Annotated in this window: 16 protein-coding genes; 5 read left to right on the top strand and 11 right to left on the bottom strand. The window is 27.7% G+C overall.

What is annotated here, in order from left to right:
• Nucleotides 1-11 precede the first annotated feature (11 nt).
• The 4 genes from CP523_RS02835 to gdhA form a co-directional block, all read right to left on the bottom strand.
• A complete protein-coding gene (locus CP523_RS02835) occupies nucleotides 12-2,924 on the bottom strand; it encodes a DNA topoisomerase IV subunit A (protein ID WP_066676996.1) in 2,913 nt (970 codons plus the stop codon).
• A gap of 17 nt (nucleotides 2,925-2,941) precedes the next feature.
• Nucleotides 2,942-4,891, bottom strand: a complete 1,950-nt coding sequence (locus CP523_RS02840) for a DNA gyrase/topoisomerase IV subunit B (RefSeq protein WP_066676998.1) — start codon at nucleotides 4,889-4,891, stop codon at nucleotides 2,942-2,944.
• 202 nt (nucleotides 4,892-5,093) lie between these two features.
• Nucleotides 5,094-6,485 (bottom strand): glycosyltransferase family 2 protein, encoded by a 1,392-nt coding sequence (locus tag CP523_RS02845; RefSeq protein ID WP_066676999.1) that lies wholly within the window; start codon nucleotides 6,483-6,485, stop codon nucleotides 5,094-5,096.
• Between the two features lie 324 nt (nucleotides 6,486-6,809).
• Nucleotides 6,810-8,156, bottom strand: a complete 1,347-nt coding sequence (gene gdhA / locus CP523_RS02850; protein WP_066677000.1) for an NADP-specific glutamate dehydrogenase — start codon at nucleotides 8,154-8,156, stop codon at nucleotides 6,810-6,812.
• Between the two features lie 238 nt (nucleotides 8,157-8,394).
• Between gdhA and uvsE the strand changes: the two genes are divergently transcribed.
• Nucleotides 8,395-9,636, top strand: a complete 1,242-nt coding sequence (gene uvsE / locus CP523_RS02855; protein WP_066677001.1) for a UV DNA damage repair endonuclease UvsE — start codon at nucleotides 8,395-8,397, stop codon at nucleotides 9,634-9,636.
• A gap of 46 nt (nucleotides 9,637-9,682) precedes the next feature.
• Here uvsE and CP523_RS02860 read toward each other — a convergent pair whose 3' ends face one another.
• Genes CP523_RS02860 through CP523_RS02875 form a run of 4 tightly spaced genes read right to left on the bottom strand, consistent with a single transcriptional unit; the run spans nucleotide 9,683 to nucleotide 13,511 of the window.
• Nucleotides 9,683-10,297 (bottom strand): DUF2238 domain-containing protein, encoded by a 615-nt coding sequence (locus tag CP523_RS02860; RefSeq protein WP_227909584.1) that lies wholly within the window; start codon nucleotides 10,295-10,297, stop codon nucleotides 9,683-9,685.
• Between the two features lie 4 nt (nucleotides 10,298-10,301).
• Nucleotides 10,302-11,270: a rhomboid family intramembrane serine protease gene (locus tag CP523_RS02865; RefSeq protein WP_066677002.1), complete on the bottom strand. Its 969-nt coding sequence runs from the start codon at nucleotides 11,268-11,270 to the stop codon at nucleotides 10,302-10,304.
• Nucleotides 11,271-11,280: 10 nt separating this feature from the next.
• Nucleotides 11,281-13,080: an oligoendopeptidase F gene (gene pepF, locus CP523_RS02870; protein WP_066677004.1), complete on the bottom strand. Its 1,800-nt coding sequence runs from the start codon at nucleotides 13,078-13,080 to the stop codon at nucleotides 11,281-11,283.
• Nucleotides 13,081-13,112: 32 nt separating this feature from the next.
• Nucleotides 13,113-13,511, bottom strand: coding sequence for a DUF6762 family protein (locus CP523_RS02875; RefSeq protein ID WP_066677006.1), 399 nt, complete (start codon nucleotides 13,509-13,511; stop codon nucleotides 13,113-13,115).
• A gap of 151 nt (nucleotides 13,512-13,662) precedes the next feature.
• Here CP523_RS02875 and CP523_RS02880 point away from each other — a divergent pair, with 151 nt between their 5' ends.
• The 3 genes from CP523_RS02880 to CP523_RS02890 all read left to right on the top strand — a co-directional run bounded on the left by CP523_RS02880 (nucleotide 13,663) and on the right by CP523_RS02890 (nucleotide 15,632).
• Nucleotides 13,663-14,058: a hypothetical protein gene (locus CP523_RS02880; protein ID WP_066677007.1), complete on the top strand. Its 396-nt coding sequence runs from the start codon at nucleotides 13,663-13,665 to the stop codon at nucleotides 14,056-14,058.
• A gap of 61 nt (nucleotides 14,059-14,119) precedes the next feature.
• Nucleotides 14,120-14,794 (top strand): metal ABC transporter ATP-binding protein, encoded by a 675-nt coding sequence (locus CP523_RS02885; protein WP_066677030.1) that lies wholly within the window; start codon nucleotides 14,120-14,122, stop codon nucleotides 14,792-14,794.
• Between the two features lie 46 nt (nucleotides 14,795-14,840).
• A complete protein-coding gene (locus CP523_RS02890) occupies nucleotides 14,841-15,632 on the top strand; it encodes a metal ABC transporter permease (protein ID WP_066677008.1) in 792 nt (263 codons plus the stop codon).
• Between the two features lie 21 nt (nucleotides 15,633-15,653).
• Here the strand turns inward: CP523_RS02890 and CP523_RS02895 are convergent, their stop codons facing one another.
• Together CP523_RS02895 and CP523_RS02900 are read right to left on the bottom strand one after the other, a co-directional pair.
• On the bottom strand, nucleotides 15,654-16,070 hold the full coding sequence (locus CP523_RS02895; protein WP_066677010.1) for a Fur family transcriptional regulator: 417 nt from the start codon (nucleotides 16,068-16,070) through the stop codon (nucleotides 15,654-15,656).
• A 61-nt stretch (nucleotides 16,071-16,131) separates the two neighbouring features.
• Complete coding sequence (locus tag CP523_RS02900; RefSeq protein ID WP_066677012.1) at nucleotides 16,132-16,689, bottom strand: manganese efflux pump MntP; 558 nt, start codon at nucleotides 16,687-16,689, stop codon at nucleotides 16,132-16,134.
• Between the two features lie 187 nt (nucleotides 16,690-16,876).
• Between CP523_RS02900 and CP523_RS02905 the strand changes: the two genes are divergently transcribed.
• Nucleotides 16,877-18,094 (top strand): 6-phosphofructokinase, encoded by a 1,218-nt coding sequence (locus CP523_RS02905; RefSeq protein ID WP_066677014.1) that lies wholly within the window; start codon nucleotides 16,877-16,879, stop codon nucleotides 18,092-18,094.
• A 33-nt stretch (nucleotides 18,095-18,127) separates the two neighbouring features.
• Here the strand turns inward: CP523_RS02905 and CP523_RS02910 are convergent, their stop codons facing one another.
• Entirely contained in the window at nucleotides 18,128-19,420 is a 1,293-nt protein-coding gene (locus tag CP523_RS02910) for an aminotransferase class V-fold PLP-dependent enzyme (RefSeq protein WP_066677015.1), read from the bottom strand.
• Nucleotides 19,421-19,450 lie beyond the last annotated feature (30 nt).

Genomic DNA, 19,450 nt, shown 5'->3' on the forward strand with positions numbered 1-19,450 from the left:
CCCTTTAATACTTAATTATATATAACTTCTTTAACTTCATCATCAATACCTATCATTAAGGCACTACTACCTCTTCCAGCTCTATTTTGAAGTTTTATTTCTTCTATATCTAATTCTTTTTTACTCTTACTTTTTGATACAAGAGTTAATTTTATATGCGACATTACTGCTACTTCTCCATTGACATCATTTCTATTACTAATAAATACTCTTCCAAATATAACTTCATCATCTTCTTTTAAACTTATCCCTGTAACTCCTGAGGCAACTTTACCCATAGGATTTACATTTTCTGTAGAGAATTTAATTGCCATAGCTTTTTTAGTTACTATAACTACTTCTGAGTTTATATTATCGCAAATATCTACAGATATAACTTCATCTTTGTCATATTTAAACTTATAAACTATTTGAGAAGAATATCCTCCATCAAACTCTTTTAATAAAGTTTTCTTAATCATTCCCCTTTTTGTAAAGAAATATATACTCTTATCTTCTGTAAATTTCTTTAAAGAATATAGTTTTATAACTATCTCCCCTGGTAACATACCATCAACTATATTATTTAATACTATATCACCTTTATTAATATTTTGAAGTAAAAATGCAGAAATTTTATATACATTTCCCTTATTAGTAAACAGTAAGATATCACTTTTAGAATCAGTATTAACTTTAAGAGCATCTTGTTTTCTGACTTTAGACACTCCCTTAATAATTCCCCTTGAATTTATACCTATAGAAAACTCTAAAAATTCCATTTCATCTGTATATTCTATATTTAAAATCTCATCTCTAGATGATAAATTAAATAATTGCAATGGAAGAATATTTCTTGGTTGATTTTCAAGTACAGGTATTTCTAAACTAAAGTTTAATCCATTTCTAGTTTCAACCTTTAAGAAGTTAGTTTCCTCATCTTCCCTTAATAAAATTATATCAATAACTTCTTCTCCATCTTTCATTTTTAAAGCTTGTAACTTTGTATATGAAGTACTAAATTTATCTAAGGAACTTTTCTTTATTCCGCCCCTTGAAGTAATGAATTGAATATACTTATTTGGATTTAAATTATTGGTAGAAATTACGCCTATTAAAGTTTCTTTCTCTAAATTTAAAGTTTTTATTAAGGTATCTAACCTTTCACCTTTTTCTTTCCATTTACCTTCTGGTATATTGATTCCTTTTATTTGATACATATTACCTAAGTTAGTAAACAGTAATAAACTCTCAACAGTATTAGACTTAACTAAGAACTTAAGTTTATCCCCTTCCCTATATTCTATATCTTCTACATTAGCATTAGATCTATTATATGTTTTAAGAGGTATTCTCTTTATAAATCCATCCTTTGATATTGTAAGCATTACGTCTTCCACTACTATAAGTTCTTCAAGATCTATCTTTGCTTCACTATCATCCTGTATAATAACTGTTTTCCTAGGTGTTTCAAACCTTGCAGTTATCTCTTTTAGCTCAGTTTTCACAACTCTCAATAATTCTTTTTCATCATCTAATATTTTCTTTAATCTCTTTATAGTTTTTTCTAGCTCATTATATTCCTTTTGGAATACTTTTATTTCCAAACCTGTTAGCCTGTAAAGCATTAACTCTAATATTGCATCTGCTTGAATTTGAGTAAATCCAAACTTTTCTATTAAATTTACACCGGCATCTTTTTTTGATTTAGAATTTCTAATTGTTTTTATAACTTCATCTAAAACATCTATAGCTTTTATAAATCCCTCTACTATATGAAATCTCTTTTCAGCTATTTGAAGTTCTTTAATTGTTCTTCTTGTAACAATTTCTTTTTGATGATTAACATAATGACTTATTATAGTTTTTAATCCCATAGTTTGTGGCTTACCATCTGCTAATGCTACCATATTAAAGCTTATGTTACATTGAAGATCTGTTTTCTTAAAAAGATACTTTAAAATCTTATCAGCACCATCTTCATCTATTGCTTTTTTTAATTCTATAACTGCTCTTATACCATTTCTATCTGATTCATCTCTTATATCAGTTATAGCCTCTAATGCTTTGGCATGCCTTTTATCTCCAGTCATCTCTGAAATTATTTGAAGTAATTTAGCTTTATTTCTTCTGTAAGGGAATTCAGTTATTACTATTCCCATTCTTCCATTTTCTAGTTTTTCAATACTTGTTTTTGCTCTTAGGGTAACTTTACCCTCACCAGTCTCATATGCAGAAAGTAAAGAATTTTGCCCTATAAGTGTTCCACCTGTTGGAAGGTCTGGTCCCTTTATATATTTCATCAAATCTTTTGTTGTTACTTCTGGATTATCAATATACGCAAGTACCCCATCTGTTACTTCGCCTAAATTATGAGGTGGTATATTAGTTGCAAGTCCTACAGCTATACCAAATGCCCCATTTACTAAAAGGTTTGGGTACCTACTTGGTAATACTTTAGGTTCTAATTCACTATCTGAGTAGTTAGGAACCATATCTACAGTTTCCTTTTCTATATCTCTAAGCATTTCCATTGCAATAGGTGCAAGTCTAGCTTCTGTATATCTCATAGCAGCTGCACCATCACCATCCATAGATCCCCAGTTACCATGTCCATCTATAAGAGTTTCTCTTGTAGAGAAATCTTGTGCCATAATTACCATTGCATCATAAACAGAACTATCTCCATGAGGATGGAATTTACCTAGAATATCACCAACAATTCTAGCTGACTTATAATATGGTCTATCTGGATACGCCTTAAGAAGATATGCTCCGTATAATATTCTTCTATGAACAGGCTTTAATCCATCCCTTACATCAGGAAGAGCTCTATCCTTCGCTACTTCTATTGCATAAGGAAGATAGTTATCTGGCATTGCCTCTTCTATAGGGATTCTAATAATATTATTATCTCTAGGTATATCATTAACTTTCTTTGCCATAACATTTCTCCATTCTATTAAAATTCACCGTACTTATACATATAATTCTTTCTTGGCTCCACTATATCACCCATTAATAATGAAACCATCTTTTCAGCTTTTGCTGCATCCTCAATTGTTACTTGAAGTAGGGTTCTTGTTTCAGGATTTAATGTTGTATCCCATAACTGTTCTGGGTTCATTTCTCCAAGTCCTTTATATCTTTGTATAAGAGCACCTTTTCCAATTTTCTTCTTAACTTTTTCTAATTCATCATCACTGTATGCATATTTAGAAATTTCTCCACTTTTAGAACTTTTATACACCTTGTATAGTGGTGGTTGCGCAAGATACAAATGTCCATTAGCTATAAGTGGTCTCATATATCTATAAATATACGTCATCCATAAGGTTCTAATATGATAACCATCTACGTCAGCATCACTCATTATAATAATCTTATCATACTTCAAATCTTCTTCTTTATAATTATCTAATGTTCCTGTGCCAATTGCTGTGTTAAATATTTTTAATTCCTCTGAAGCCAAAACATTTTCAAGCTTTTGTTTTTCAGTATTCATTATCTTACCTTTAGATGGCATTATAGTTTGAAATCTTCTATCTCTAGCTTGTTTAGCTGAACCACCAGCAGAATCTCCCTCAACTACTATAAATTCATTTACTGCATTATCTTTCAAAGTACATACTGCAACTTTTCCTGCTAAAGGAGCAGTTCCTTTACCTACTTTTTTCTTTTCAGCATCATTTATTTTTTTTATTTTTTCTCTTCTTTGTGCTGCTTGAAGAGCATTATTTATTATCATTGTTGCAATATCTTTATTATCCTCTATCCACTCACCAAACTTAGTATAAGCTAAATCATTCATCATGGTATAAGCTTCACTACTTCCTAACTTAGTTTTAGTTTGTCCTTCGAATACAGGATTAGTTATTTTAATCCTTACTATTGCAGTCATACCTTCTCTTAAATCGTCACCTTCAAAATCTTTGTCCTTTTCCTTTAATATACCTAACTTTTTTGCACCTTCTTTAAAAGCTCTAGTCATTCCTGTTTTAAACCCTGTTTCATGAGTGCCAGCTTCAGTTGTAGGTATATTATTAACATAACTTGCTATATATTCTGTTGTTGAATCTGTAAATTGAATACATACTTCACCAAACATTTGGGTAGAATCAAGTGCTCTTTCTCCTTCAAAGAAAATTGGATTAGGATGAAGAGTAGTCTTACTTTCATTTAAATAATCTATAAAATCTAGAAGTCCTCTCTCTGAATAATATTCTTTCTTTGTTTCTTCATCTTTTCTTCTATCTATAAGCTCTAAATGTATCCCTTTATTTTGAAATGCCAATTCTTGTAGCCTTTCATCTATAATATCAAATTTAAAATCAACTGTAGAAAAAACTTCTTTATCTGGCATAAATGTAACTCTTGTACCAGTATCTTTTGACTTTCCAACAGATTCAAGTTTTCCTACCGCTGTTCCTGGCATATCTTTTTTTAGATCTTTATCATAGCAGTATTCAAATCTTTGTTTATATATATTACCATTTTGATGAACTTCAACCTCTAACCATTTTGAAAGAGCATTTACAACAGCTGCTCCAACTCCATGTAATCCACCTGAAGTTTTATAATTTTTATTATCAAATTTCCCACCAGTATGTAATTCTGTAAATACCATCTCTACCCCAGACTTTTTCTTAACTGGATGTATTCCTGTAGGTATTCCTCTACCATTATCTATAACTGTAACACTTTTATCTTTATTTAAAATTATTATTGCTTTATCGCCATAACCATTTGAAATTTCATCTATTGAATTATCTAATATCTCCCAAATACAATGATGTAACCCCTTGCTTCCCGTTGACCCTATATACATACCTGGTCTAACTCTTACAGGTTCTAATTTTTCTAAGGATGTTAAATCGGTAACATCGTATCCCTTAATTAAATCATCACTCATTCTAACCTCCAAAATAAAATAGATAATTTATAATGCATACTTTCAAAATATAATTTATCCAAGTATACATCTTCTATACAATCTTTATAATTTTAACATAATTAATGTTTCTTTTAAAATATAATTGTTTTAAAGAAAATTGTCAAACATTTGTTCTTTGTAATTATAATAAAAATAAAAACCAGCGTATTCGCTGGTTTTTCTATACATCACAAATTTCTATACTTCTAACATGTTTTGTTGGATTCCAATCCTTATTATTCTTTTTCAACATACCTTGTATTGTTATAGGAATCCAAGTTAATGTATATAATGCATATAATAAAAATCTAAAGAATAATATTAAATTCTTCTTTCCTAAGAATAATCCTGTAGCTAATAAAAATGCTCCATTATACACTACATTAGCTAATATAAATGTACCCATATTACCTTCATCGCCTAATATTGCTGGTAAAATAAATATACTTAAGGAATAAAATAAAATCATCCAAAAGAACCCTGAAGAAATTTTATTATCTAATTTCATAATTAAAGGCGTTATAAGGAATTGTATAACAGCTAACGCCTTAAATAAAACATCTCCAAATAAATAACTTATTAAGAATATATTTAATCCATTTGAACTAACTACTTGAAGAACTGTTAGTAATAATGAAATACCTAACATTAATGTTAAAAATGGCTGTATTACATAAAGGGCACAATCTAAAATAAACCATTTCTTCTCTTTTAAGCCCCTTTTAATAAGTTTAAAGAAATATCTTGATGCAACATCTGTAAATCCTTGCATCCATCTTCTTCTTTGAACCCATGACTGCTTTAATGTTAAAGGTTTTTCATCATAAATTATAGCATCATGTGCCCAACCTACTTTTTCTCCATTTAAAACTAATTTACATGAAAACTCTAAGTCTTCAGTTAGGCAAGTGGCCCCCCAACCAAGTTTTTGAAGTACTTCTGTATCTATAGCAAACCCAGTTCCTCCAATTTGATTAGACAATCCAACATTTGCTCTTGCTAATTGATACATTCTATTTTGTGACCAAAAAGCTATTGAATATGAAGTTGCTATCCATGAGTCATTTGGATTTTTACTGTCTATATAACCTTGTACTACTTTATATCCTTCTAGCATCTTTGAGTTTATTTCTTTACACCAATTTTTTGATACTAAATTATCTGCATCAAATATAGCTATAGCATCATACTTTTTCTTCATTTTAAATATTTTAGCAAACATCCATTCTAACGCAAAACCTTTACCTCTTTGCTCATCATTAAATCTTTCATAGACATTTACGCCATATTTTCTTGCTATTTTCGCAGTGTTATCAGTGCAGTTATCAGCAATTACGAATATATCTATAAGTTCTTTAGGATAATTTTGATTTAACATACTCTCTATCAATTTTCCTATTACAACTTCCTCATTATGAGCTGCAACAATCATAGCAAATTTCTTTTCAGGTTTGTAGTTCTTTTTTTCATCTTTTCTTCTTAATCCCATAAAGGCAAGAATAAAATAATACATTGTAATTGCAAAGACGAATATTTGAAAAACTGCTGTCACTGAAAAAATTATATCACCCATTACATCCACTCCTATAAAATTTAAGGACTACTCTACAAAATTTACAAATTTATTTAAATACATTAATGTCCTTCTCTGCATCCTTTTTAATATATTCCATAGACTTTAAAAAATCAAGTGCGAAATCTTAATATTTCATTAAGTTTGCAAATTAAACATTTACATCTCTAATTCTTACACTTATATCTTATCCTCATGTAATCTTATTTATAACTTCCATTAAAATTTTATTTTTATTAAATAAAAATAAAAGCACACCTATTATGTTAATTATAATAATAGGTATGCTTATAAAACCCAAAATAGAGATTACTATATTGAATTTTAAACTATTCCTTGAGACATCATAGCCTCAGCAACTTTCATAAAGCCAGCAATATTTGCTCCAAGTAAAATATTTTTTGGGTTTCCATATTCCTCTGATGCTTTCTTTGAATTTTGATATATATTAGTCATTATATTTTGAAGTTTTTTATCTACCTCTTCAAATGACCATGATAATCTAATACTATTTTGTGACATTTCTAAGGCTGAACATGCAACTCCACCAGCATTTGCTGCCTTAGCTGGTCCAAACATTATAGAAGCATTTTGCAATATTTCAATAGCTTCTAAAGTTGTTGGCATATTTGCACCTTCTGATACAGCTATGGTTCCATTTTTAACTAAAATTTTTGCTGATTCTGCATCTATTTCACCTTGAGTTGCACATGGTAATGCTATATCACATTTTATTGACCATATTCCTCTAAAACCGTCAAAATATTGTGCTGTTGGAACTTTGTCTATATATTCTTTAATTCTTCCTCTTTTTATTTCTTTTATCTCTCTAACTACATCTAAATTAATTCCATTTTCATCATATATATATCCATTAGAATCACTTAATGCAACTACTTTTGCACCAAGTTCCATTGCTTTCTTAGTAGCATATATAGCAACATTCCCAGATCCTGATATTACTACTGTTTTCCCTGCAAAGCTTAAACCATTATCTTTTAGCATTTCTTCAGTAAAATATACTAAACCATATCCAGTAGCCTCTGTTCTAGCTAAACTTCCACCATATGTTAATCCCTTACCTGTTAAAACACCTTGGTCATTTGCACCTTTTAACTTTTTATAATATCCGTACATATATCCTATTTCTCTACCACCAACGCCAATATCTCCAGCCGGAACATCTATATTAGGACCTATATGTTTATAAAGCTCAGACATAAAGCTTTGACAAAATCTCATAACTTCCATATCAGATTTTCCTTTTGGATCAAAGTCTGAACCACCTTTTCCTCCGCCAATAGGTAGTCCTGTTAATGAATTTTTAAATATTTGTTCAAAACCTAAAAATTTAACTATACTTTGATTTACTGATGGATGAAATCTAAGTCCACCTTTATATGGTCCTATAGCACTATTAAATTGTACTCTAAAACCTCTATTTACTTGAATATTTCCATTATCATCTATCCATGGAACTCTAAAAAATATCTGTCTTTCTGGCTCAACTATTCTCTCTAAAATACCAGCTTTTATATATTCTTGATGTTTATCAAATACAGGAACTAGAGAATTTAATACCTCTGTTACTGCATCTAAAAATTCTACTTCACCTGAATTTCTCTTTTTTACTTGCTCTAGAACGCTATCAACATATTCTCTACCGTTCATATTTTCATCTCCTTTATTTACTAATTATTTATATAATACAATACCCCCAAATAAATTACTATATTTTTTTGAAATATCTGATTTTTTTAATTATTCCTCGTGATTTAAAGCATTTTTTTAATAAATCATCAATCAGAAAACCTTTTCTTGTTTTTCTAATTATTCTTTTATTATTTTAGTATATAAAAATTTATTTAATTAAATAATATTTCTATAAAGTTATAGGAGGTTTTGTCTAATGAAAATAGGATATGCATGTACTCCTCTTTTAGTTCCTTATAAAACTACTAGAAGGATCTCATTAAAATATTATTCCGAAAAATTACTTATCGATACTATAAAAGAAAATTTAAATGATTTATTAAGAATTCTTTCTTATAACAGAGATAAAGAAATAAAAATGTTTAGAATAAGTTCTGATATAATCCCTCTTGGAAGCCATCCAATAAATACCTTTGATTGGAATAACTATTTTCAATATGAACTAAATAATATAGGTAAATTCATAAAAAATAATTCTATGCGTGTCTCTATGCATCCTGGTCAGTATACTGTAATTAATTCACCTAAGGAAGATGTTGTAAAAAAGTCTATACTAGATTTACAATACCATGCTAAATTTCTTGATTCACTAGGCATAGATTCTTCTCATAAAATAATCTTACATATTGGTGGTGTTTATGGAGATAAAGAATTAGCTATAAAAAGATTTATGAATGTTTTTAAAGATTTAGATAAAAATATAAAAAATAGATTAGTTATAGAAAATGATGAAAAAAACTTCTCTATAGACGATGTACTGTTTATTGGTGAAAATTTATCCATTCCTGTAGTTTTTGATAATTTACACAATGAATGTTTTAATGATAATAATTACTCTATTTCTAATATATTGAAAAGAGTAAAAAAAACTTGGAATAAAAAAGATGGAAACATAAAAGTTCATTATAGTCAACAAAATCCATTAAAAAAACTAGGAGCTCATTCCCAGTCATTAAATATAACTAACTTTTTATATTATTTAGATTTATGTAAGGACTTTGAATTAGACATAATGCTTGAAGTTAAAGATAAGAATATATCTGCAATTAAAGCTGTAAATTCTATTTTAGAACTATCTAATGCATTATTAAAGGAAAATATAGATACAGAGTTCAAGAATTATAAGTTCATCTTACTAGAACAAGGAGAAAATATACTATACGAAGGATATAATATTTTAAATAAAAATACTTCTTTAATAGAATTTTATAAATTTATAGATTCTTTTATGTACAATGAAATTTTGGTAGAGAATAAAACACATGTTTTAAAATTATTAGAAAATGAACTTAAAAGTTATATGACAAGTAAGGAATCTAATCATTTTTATAAATTATTAAAAGAAAGAAATTTTAATAAATGTAAGGAATATCTTTATAAAATAGCTTGTAAATATCATATAGAACTTTCTAAAAATTATTATTTCTATAATAATTAAAATAAGTTCTATTTAAGTAAACTTATACTTAAATAGAACTTATAATTTATTCTTGCATTTCTTTTATAATATTACCTATAAATTTCACATTTTTTCCTTTTGAATACATATATATTGGAATTGATGTTATTATACCTACTAATGTTCCACAAATAATATCCCACATTGTATCATTTAAACTATTATTTTGCGCTGTTAAACCAAAAAGAGAATCTGTTGTAAATTCCCATATCTCCCATATTCCAGCTGCTGCTGCTGAAAAAATTATTACAAATACAACCGATGTAACAGGATTTATTACTTTTAATCCATCTTGCCCACATAATGCTATAAAAAATGCATAACCAATAATTGCAATTATAGCTCCTGATCCTAAATGTAAAAATTTATCATAATGCGGAATGCCATAAAAATCCCACACATTTCCAAAATACATAGCTAAAAATATAAAAATCAAAACCATATAATATGATGTTTTAGATTTTCTTAAAAAGCTTTTTTTATAAACTATATAAGCTCCCCATATAGTAACTACTAATAATATTATTCTAGGAAACTTGATTCCAGCTCTAAAGATAAAATCATATATAGCTGTAACTGCCAATATGAACATAGATAACCAAGTTATTTTTAACTCTTGAGATTTGTCTTTAAAATTCACTCTATCACTCCTTATTAATTGCAAATATTCCTGCTACTAAAATACCAACTATTAATCCACCTATGTGACCAAAATTATCTATATTAGTTGCTGTTAATCCAATAACTATATTTAATATTATTACTTGAATAATATTCATCATATATTCTTTACCTATAGTTTTTCTTTTATTAAATGCAAAAATAAGCATAGCTCCTAAAAGCCCAAATACCGCTCCTGATGCTCCAACTGAAACGCTACTTTGTGAAAATAAATAACTAAGAAAAGAACTTCCTATTGCTGATAAAAAATATATTACAGCATATTTTTTTCTTCCATATATTTCTTCAACTTGTACACCTATTATTTTTAAAGCCATCATATTAAAAGTAATATGAATAATTCCACCATGTAAAAAGGCTGAAGTTATTAATCTATATATTTGTCCCTGATTTATCAAAGGATTAACTTTAGCACCCATTTGTATTAAAGTACCAATATCTATATATATAATATTTTTAGCTTTAATTGCTGATATCATGTATATTAATATATTTACAACTATCAATGTATATGTAAACTTATATTTATTAAGTTTATCTTTAGGAGATGTATCTATTTTAACTATATACTCAATAATTGGTATTAGTGGCTTTGCTGATTGAGAACAATAAATTATCTTTCTATCTTTTAAAGAAAATATTAACTTATCTTCATTACTAGATATTTTATTTTCTATATATTCTCCTGAAGCTAGTATAACAGAGTTTAAAATCTGAGGCTTATTAAAAGCCCCAGTTAAATATTCTTTTGCCTCTCTATAGTTTATATCCTCTTCATCATCCCCAGTTACTATTACACCTAAAACTGAATTACCTAAATCCAAAATCCCAATCCACTTAGTCTTCTTATGAAATTCACTATAATAATTCTTCATAAAAAAACCAGCATTCTTAGTTAATAAGTTATAGAATACTTTTTCAAATTTCTCCATATAGTCCTCATTAAATTTCTTTATCTAACATATCTAAAAGCTCATTAAATCTTTCTATTGTAGCTTCTAATGGCTTTGATGTAGTCATATCTACTCCAGCCTTTTTAAGAATATTTATAGGATAATCACTTCCGCCACTTTTTAAGAATCCAACATATTTTTCCACAGCATCCTTTTCACCTTCTAATATTGATTTTGCAAAAGCTGATGCTGCTGCATATCCTGTTGCATATTGATAGACATAAAAATCTGAATAGAAATGTGGAATTCTTGACCATTCTGAATCAATTATCTCATCTACTATCATATCTTTACCAAAATATTTAACATTTAAATCATGCCATATCTTATTATAGTCATCTGATGTAAGTGAATTTCCACTTTCTAAAGTTTCATGAGTATATAACTCAAACTCTGCAAACATCAATTGCCTAAATACAGTTGTTCTTATTTGTTCTAATTCTTGGTTTATTAAATATAATTTCTTATTTCTATCTGATTCTTTATTTATTAAATAATGTATAAGTAATGCTTCATTTGTAGTTGATGCAACTTCTGCACAAAACAAAGTATATCCAGCATAAATATAAGGTTGCTCTTTTCTTGAATAATATGAATGAATTGAATGTCCCATTTCATGTACAAGAGTAGATACATCATTTAATTCATAATTATAGTTTAATAGTACATATGGCATTGTACTATATCCTCCCCAAGAGTATGCCCCACCTCTTTTGCCTTTGTTTTGATAAATGTCTATCCAGCCTTCTTCTATTCCATTTTTAAATATTTTTAAATATTCCTTACCTAATGGATTAAGACCTTCTACAGCCATTTCTATAGCTTTGTCAAACTCTATATGTTCTTTATTAATTTCTATAACTGGAACATATAAATCGTACATATGCATTTCATCTAGACCTAGCAATCTTTTCTTTAAAGTTACGTATCTATGAAGAGAAGATAAATTATCATTAATAGTTTTAATTGCATTTTTATATACTTCTTGTGGAATATCGTTAGGACTTAACGATGCATCTAAAGCATTTTTATATTTTCTTATTCTAGCATTAAAATTAAAGTTTTTTATTGAACTTGATAAAGCAGTAGCTAAAGTATTTTCAAAAGCTTTATATTCCTTATATAAAGTTTCAAATGCTGCTTTTCTTACACTTCTATTTTTACTTTTTATAAATGATGAATAATTTCCCTCTGTTAACTCAACTTCATGTCCCTCTTCATCTAAAATTTTACCAAATTTCAGATCTGCATTTGTTAACATATTGTGAATTGCTTCTGGAGCTGCTAAACAATCTGATACACTAGCCAAAAGTTCTTCTTCATTTTTGCTTAAAATATGAGGTTTTTCTTTAAAGATATCTTCAAACATAAAATCATAAATTTTAAGCTCTGGCAATTTTACCATACACTCTTTTATAAATTCTTCTGATAAAGTTAGAATTTCCGGTACAAAATATGCTGTATATGTTGAGAATTCAGCCATATATGCATCTATTCTATTCATCATACCTTGATATTTAGAATTTGAAGTATCTTCATCAGACTTTAAATGTGCATATACATAAATAGTTTCTGCTTTTATACCAATATCAACATAAAGTTTAAGATACTCTAAAATATTTTCTGCACTATTTAATTTCCCTTCATAATTCTTTAAACTAGGTGCATTGCTTTTAAGTTCATTAAAAGCCGCTTCCCACTCTTCATCTGTTTTAAAAATTTTATCTACTTTCCACTTATCTTCCTCTTTAATCTCATCCCTTTTTTTTAAAATCTTACTTTCACTCATAAAAATTCGCCTAGTAACTAGGCTCCTCCCTTCTAAATATATTCTTGTTCCTTACCTAAAATATCTTTAAATACCTTTTCCATGGATTCTTCAATTAGCTTTACACATTTATCTAGTTTTTCTTTAATAACAGCATAATCCTCGTTATAATCAAACCTTATCATAAATGTTGGGTTGTATTCATCTAAAACATCTTCTACTGTGAATCCATTTTCTTCAAATACTTTATAATTAAATAAATCATATATTGCAGAGTATTCCCATTCTTCTACATCTTTATTTGTATCAAAATATAAATTAATAATATTATCTAATACAAATAACTTTTTTACATACAATGCTCCTTCTGATACCTCAAAACTTCCTAATTCTTTTGTTATAAATCCTGTTTCCTTATCTTTCTCCATTAATACTAAACTTGAAAAATCCATCTTAATATTTTCCTCCAATTCATTTTTTATCTAATGTTTTAAAATATATATCTATTATATGTTTTAAACCTATAATAAAGCAAGATATGTATTTACTTAATGTTAAATTATGGTAATATTATTTTAAAGGGTTTTTTAAAGGAGGTTTTTTATGAGTAAAAAAGTTTCAAGAAAAGTTTTAAAAATGAAAAGAAAGGAAAGACTTAAACATAGGAGGAAAAAATTCTTTATAGCTATATCTATAGGAATAGCTATTTTATTATCCTCAACATTCCTTATTTATACTTTAATAATTAATAATAAGCTAAAAGATTTAAACTATGCTATAGACTATCACTTTACAAGTAGAAATATAAAATCTGATAGACTACTTAGAGTTCAGCAATATGATTTACTTTTTGCTGATGGTGATAATGTTATAGTTGAAGCTCATGGGCTTAGTCATGAAGAGCCTCATGCTGAATCTAGCGTTAAAGCTAAGCTTACAAAAAATAAAAAAGGAATATGGGAGTTAAATAAGGAAACTTTAGTTGCTAATGAAAAGTAGTTATTGCAAACTATTTGCATTATCATATATAATAGAGCTAGAAAATTTAGGAGATGATTTAATGATTAATATAAACAATTTATGTTTTTCATACACTAATAAGCAACCTTACTTACTTAATAATATTAATTTAAGTATTCCTAAAGGTGCTTACGTTTCTGTTATTGGAGAAAATGGTAGCTGTAAGACAACACTTATAAAATTAATTTTAGGATTATTATCCCCCTCTTCTGGCTCTATTGAAAATGAAGCTACTTCTATAGGATATGTTCCTCAAAGATTAGATTCGTTTAATGCCCAATTTCCAATTACAGTTTTTGAAGTATTAGACTGTCATAGAAAAACATTAAAAAGTACTAAAAATATAAATATAGAATCTGCTTTAAAACAAGTCAATATGTATAATTTTAAGAATACTCTTCTTGGAAATTTATCTGGTGGACAACAACAACGAATATTAATTGCTCGTGCTCTAATGGGAAATCCTGAAATTTTAATTTTAGATGAACCATCTACAGGAGTTGATGAAATAAATCAAAAAGAAATTTATACAGTATTAAATACTTTAAATAAAGATAAAAATAAAACTATTATTTCTATAGAGCATAACATTAATATAGCTATTAGATATTCAACTCATATACTTAAAGTCCATAATGGTACTATTAATTTATATACTGTGAAAGATTATATTAAAGTTAGAGAACAAAATTCAATTTTAGATAATGCAATTTAAACAAATAATATAAAAAATTATATTATTCAAAGAAAGGTAGGCTTTAATGTTTCAATTAGGATTTATGCAAAATGCCTTTATGGCAAGCTTTATTATAGCTATATTATGTCCTTTTATAGGACTTTTTTTGGTGCTAAGAAGATATTCAATGATAGGGGATACCCTATCTCACTCATCCTTTGCTGGAGTTGCCATAGGATTAGTTATTGGAGTTAATCCATTAATTTCAGCATTTTTATTTACTACATTTTGTGCACTCATTATAGAATTCTTAAGAGATTATTATAAAAAATATGCTGAATTAGTAATGTCTTTAGTATTAACTTTTAGTTTAGGTATTGCAATTATACTTATTAGTAGTGGAAAAGCCTCTACTAATGTTAATTCTTATTTATTTGGAAGTATTTTAACAGTAAGTACAAGCGATATAGTTATGATTTCAATTATTGGGATTATATGCTTAATAACTTTAATAGTTTTATACAATAAACTTGTATACATAACCTTTGATGAAGAGGGTGCCAAGACTTGTGGTATTAAAGTAAAATTAATAAATTACATATTTACCTTATTAGTCGGAGCTACAATTTCTATGTCTATAAGAATTATGGGGATTTTAGTTATATCCTCTATTATGGTAGTTCCTGTTGCAACTTCTATGCAATTAAAGAAAAGCTTTAAAAGCACATTAATTTACTCTATAATATTTGGCTTTTTAGATATTATGCTCGGATTAATTTTATCATATTATATGAATAGTGCTCCTGGAGGAACAATAGCTATTACATCTGTACTTACACTTATATGTGTTATACTATTTCAAAAAATAACAAACTAAAAAATAAGAAGAGGTAAATAACTACCTCTTCTTATTTTTACATATGTCACAAATACCCTTCAGTTCAAGCTTATGCTCTGTAAGACTAAATCCAACTTCTTTTTTTATTATTTCTTCTATTTGATCTATCGGACATGGAATTTTTACTAGTCTATTACAAATATCACATTTTAATATATGTTCATGACTTTCTTTTTTCATAGCATATATAGACGGTCCATTCCCAACAGCGATTCTTTTAATAACACCATTTTCTTCAAATAACTCTAAGCTTCTATATATAGTACTTAGGTTTAAATTTACACCTTGTCTTTTACACTCATCATATAGATCATCTGCAGATAATCCACTATCAGAGCTCTCTAATATATTAAGTAAAGCTACTCTTCCTTTTGTAACTTTTATTTCTTTTTCTTTTAAAAAAGTTTTCCACTCCATTGTTTAATCTCCTAAGCTATAATATGTTTAATTATAACATAAAGCCATATTATTTGTACTCTTAAAAAAATATCATTTTAATTGCAAAAATCATAAGAATTATTCCACCAAAAAATCCTGAATACTTAGATATAAAACCTATTCTCCTTATATATCTACACATATAAAATCCTATTAAACACATAAGTAAAGTAATTAATCCCACTATAATTGAATCAAGTAATAATACAATACCTGAAGTTATATGGTGAAAGGCTGTAAAACCCACAACTAATGCATCTATACTAACTGACATACCCAATATAATATACATGCATTTTTTTATTAAAAAAGTATCATCTCTATCTTCATTTTTAAACCCTTCTATTATCATTATAATTCCTATAACTCCTATAACCCCTCCAGCTACTAAATTAGGTATACTAGCTATATATGTATTAAAAACTACTCCTACTAGCCCTCCTATAAATATAAATAAAAATTGGAAAAAGGCAAAGGATAATATAAAGCCAATTTTATTTTTTCTTTTTAATATAGGATTTATTCCTAAACTTATACTAAGGCCAAATGCATCCATAGCCATAGCTATTCCTATAAGAACCACTTCTTTTATACTCATTTCCATATCTCCTCTTTTTATGAAATCTACTATATATTTTATTAAGCTCTACAATATTTATGAGTAAAATATTTTAAATAAACTCTTTTAATAATTAATATTTTGTTGTATATTATTAATTAGAGTATATTAATAAATCAAAAAGTATATCACATTTAGTGATTTATCACAAAGGAGAGTATATTAAATGGCAAATTGTATAATTGCACAATCAGGAGGACCAACTTCTGTTATAAATTCAAGTGTCGTAGGTTTACTACAAGCAAATAAAGATTTAAAGACTTTTGATAAAGTTTATGGTGGATTAAACGGAATTGAAGGTGTACTTAATGGAAGTTTAATAGAATTATCATCTCTAAATGATGATCAAATTCAATCCTTTAGATATACACCTTCATCTGGCTTAGGCTCATGTAGATATAAAATGAAGAAACTTGAAGATTCAACTGAAGAATATGATAGACTTTTAGAAATATTAAAATTTCATAATATAAAAGCATTTTTCTATGTTGGTGGAAATGATTCAATGGATACTACTGCAAAACTTGGAAGATATGCTAAAGAAAATGGAATTGATATCAAATTTATTGGAATTCCAAAAACTATAGATAATGATTTAATGTTTACTGATCATACTCCTGGATTTGGCAGTGCTGCTAAATTTATCGCAACCTCTACCCTTGAAACATATTTAGATTCATCAGTATATATAAATAATGGCATATTTATACTAGAAACAATGGGTAGGGATACTGGGTGGCTAGCTGCATCTGCTTGTCTTGCTAAAATAGATGGAAAACAAGTTGCCGATTTTATTTATTTACCAGAGGTAGCTTTTGATGCTATAAAATTCCTTAATGATGTTAGAGAAAAATTTAAAAAACAAAATAAAGTTTTTATAGTTGTATCTGAAGGAATTAGAAATAAAGATGGAAAGTTTGTAACAGAAGCAAAAGATGAAGTCCATGATAAATTTGGACATGCTCAACTTGGAGGTGTTGGTTCATATTTAAAACACTTAATTATAGATGCTGGAATAACTAAAAGAGTTAAATCTCTTGAACTTGGTGTATTACAAAGATGTTCTATTCATTGTGCATCAGATACAGATTTAACAGAAGCCTTTGATGCTGGATATGCTGCACTTAAATTTGCCATTGAAGGTAATAGTGGATATATGGTTGCAATTAAAAGAGATTCAAATTCCCCTTATTCAACATCTCATTTTTTAATTGAAGCTGATAAAGTTGCAAATAACGTTAAATACTTTCCTATTGAATGGATTAACCATGATGGTAATAATATAAAAGAAGAGGCTCTTAATTACTTTACTCCTTTAGTAAATGGATTACCAAATTTAATTTTTGAAAACACCATGCCTAAATTTAAAACATTTAACAAATAAAAAATGAAGGGATTTCCCTTCATTTTTTATTTATCACATTCTACTTATTAACTCTAAAGTATTTAAAAATATATCTACCTCATCTACACTATTATATATACCAAAGCTAGCTCTAATCATACCAGGCATTTTATACATTGGATCTGTTAAATGTTTTGCTGCCTCTTCATTTGTTAACTTTAAAAGTCTTTTTACATATGGGTGGGCACAAAAAGCTCCTTGTCTTACAGCTATTCCTCTTAACTTTGCTAATGCTCTTGCTACTTCTGCATGATATACGCCTTCCACATTAAAAACTACTATACCTAATCTATCCTCGATATTTACTAAATCCCCATATTCTCTAACTTTTGGAATACTCTTCATTCCATCAATAGCTCTTTTTAATAAAGCATGTTCATTACTATCAATTTCATCATATCCTATTTCCCTTAATTGTTTCATTGACTCAACTAAAGCTACCGCTCCAAAAAAATTAGGACTTCCTGCTTCTTGTTTATCTGGAGGATCTAAATAAACTTCTTCATAATCAAGTACTGTATTTACAGTTCCCCCACCTTTAAAATCTGATTCTACTTCTTCAAATGTATCCTTAAGCCCTACAATAGCTCCACTTCCAAAAGGTGCATACATTTTATGAGCTGAAAAAACTAAAAAATCTATAGATTCATTTAAATCACCATCTACCATTTTTACTTTTTTATGAGCTACTATTTGTGCTCCATCTACTATTAGTTTTGCTCCATATTTATGAACTATTCTTGCTATTTTATATATATCATTAACATAACCAGTTACATTTGAAGCTGCTGTAACTGATACATATTTAACATTACCATTATGGCTTTCTAATTTATCTTCTAGCTCATTAATCATTAATCTTCCAAGGTCATCTACTTCTATATAGTCTAGATTACATTTTCCTCTCCAAGGTAAATCGTTTGAATGATGTTCCATTCTAGTAGTTATTACAATGTCGTTTTTATTACATATAAGCATATTAGAAAGTCTATTTATACCTTCTGTAGTATTATTAACAAAGATAGCTGTGTATCTATCATTTGGAGCATTAAAAAATTTAAGAATGTATTCCCTACATTCATTATAAACCTTAGTTGAATATTCTGATTTTTGCCCCATACCCCTTCCTATAGATCCATAGTATTCACTTATTTCTAACATTCTGCTCATAACCCTTTTAAATACTGGGGTAGTAGCTGCATTATCAAAATTTATAGGAATTATTTCATGTCCACCTAAAATAGGAACTTTTCTATCTAGACCTATCAACAAGTTTCTTAAATAATCATTTCTAATACCATTCATCCTAATACCTCCCATATATTTTATTCATAA

This window comes from Clostridium septicum, assembly GCF_003606265.1.
Lineage (GTDB): Bacteria > Bacillota > Clostridia > Clostridiales > Clostridiaceae > Clostridium > Clostridium septicum.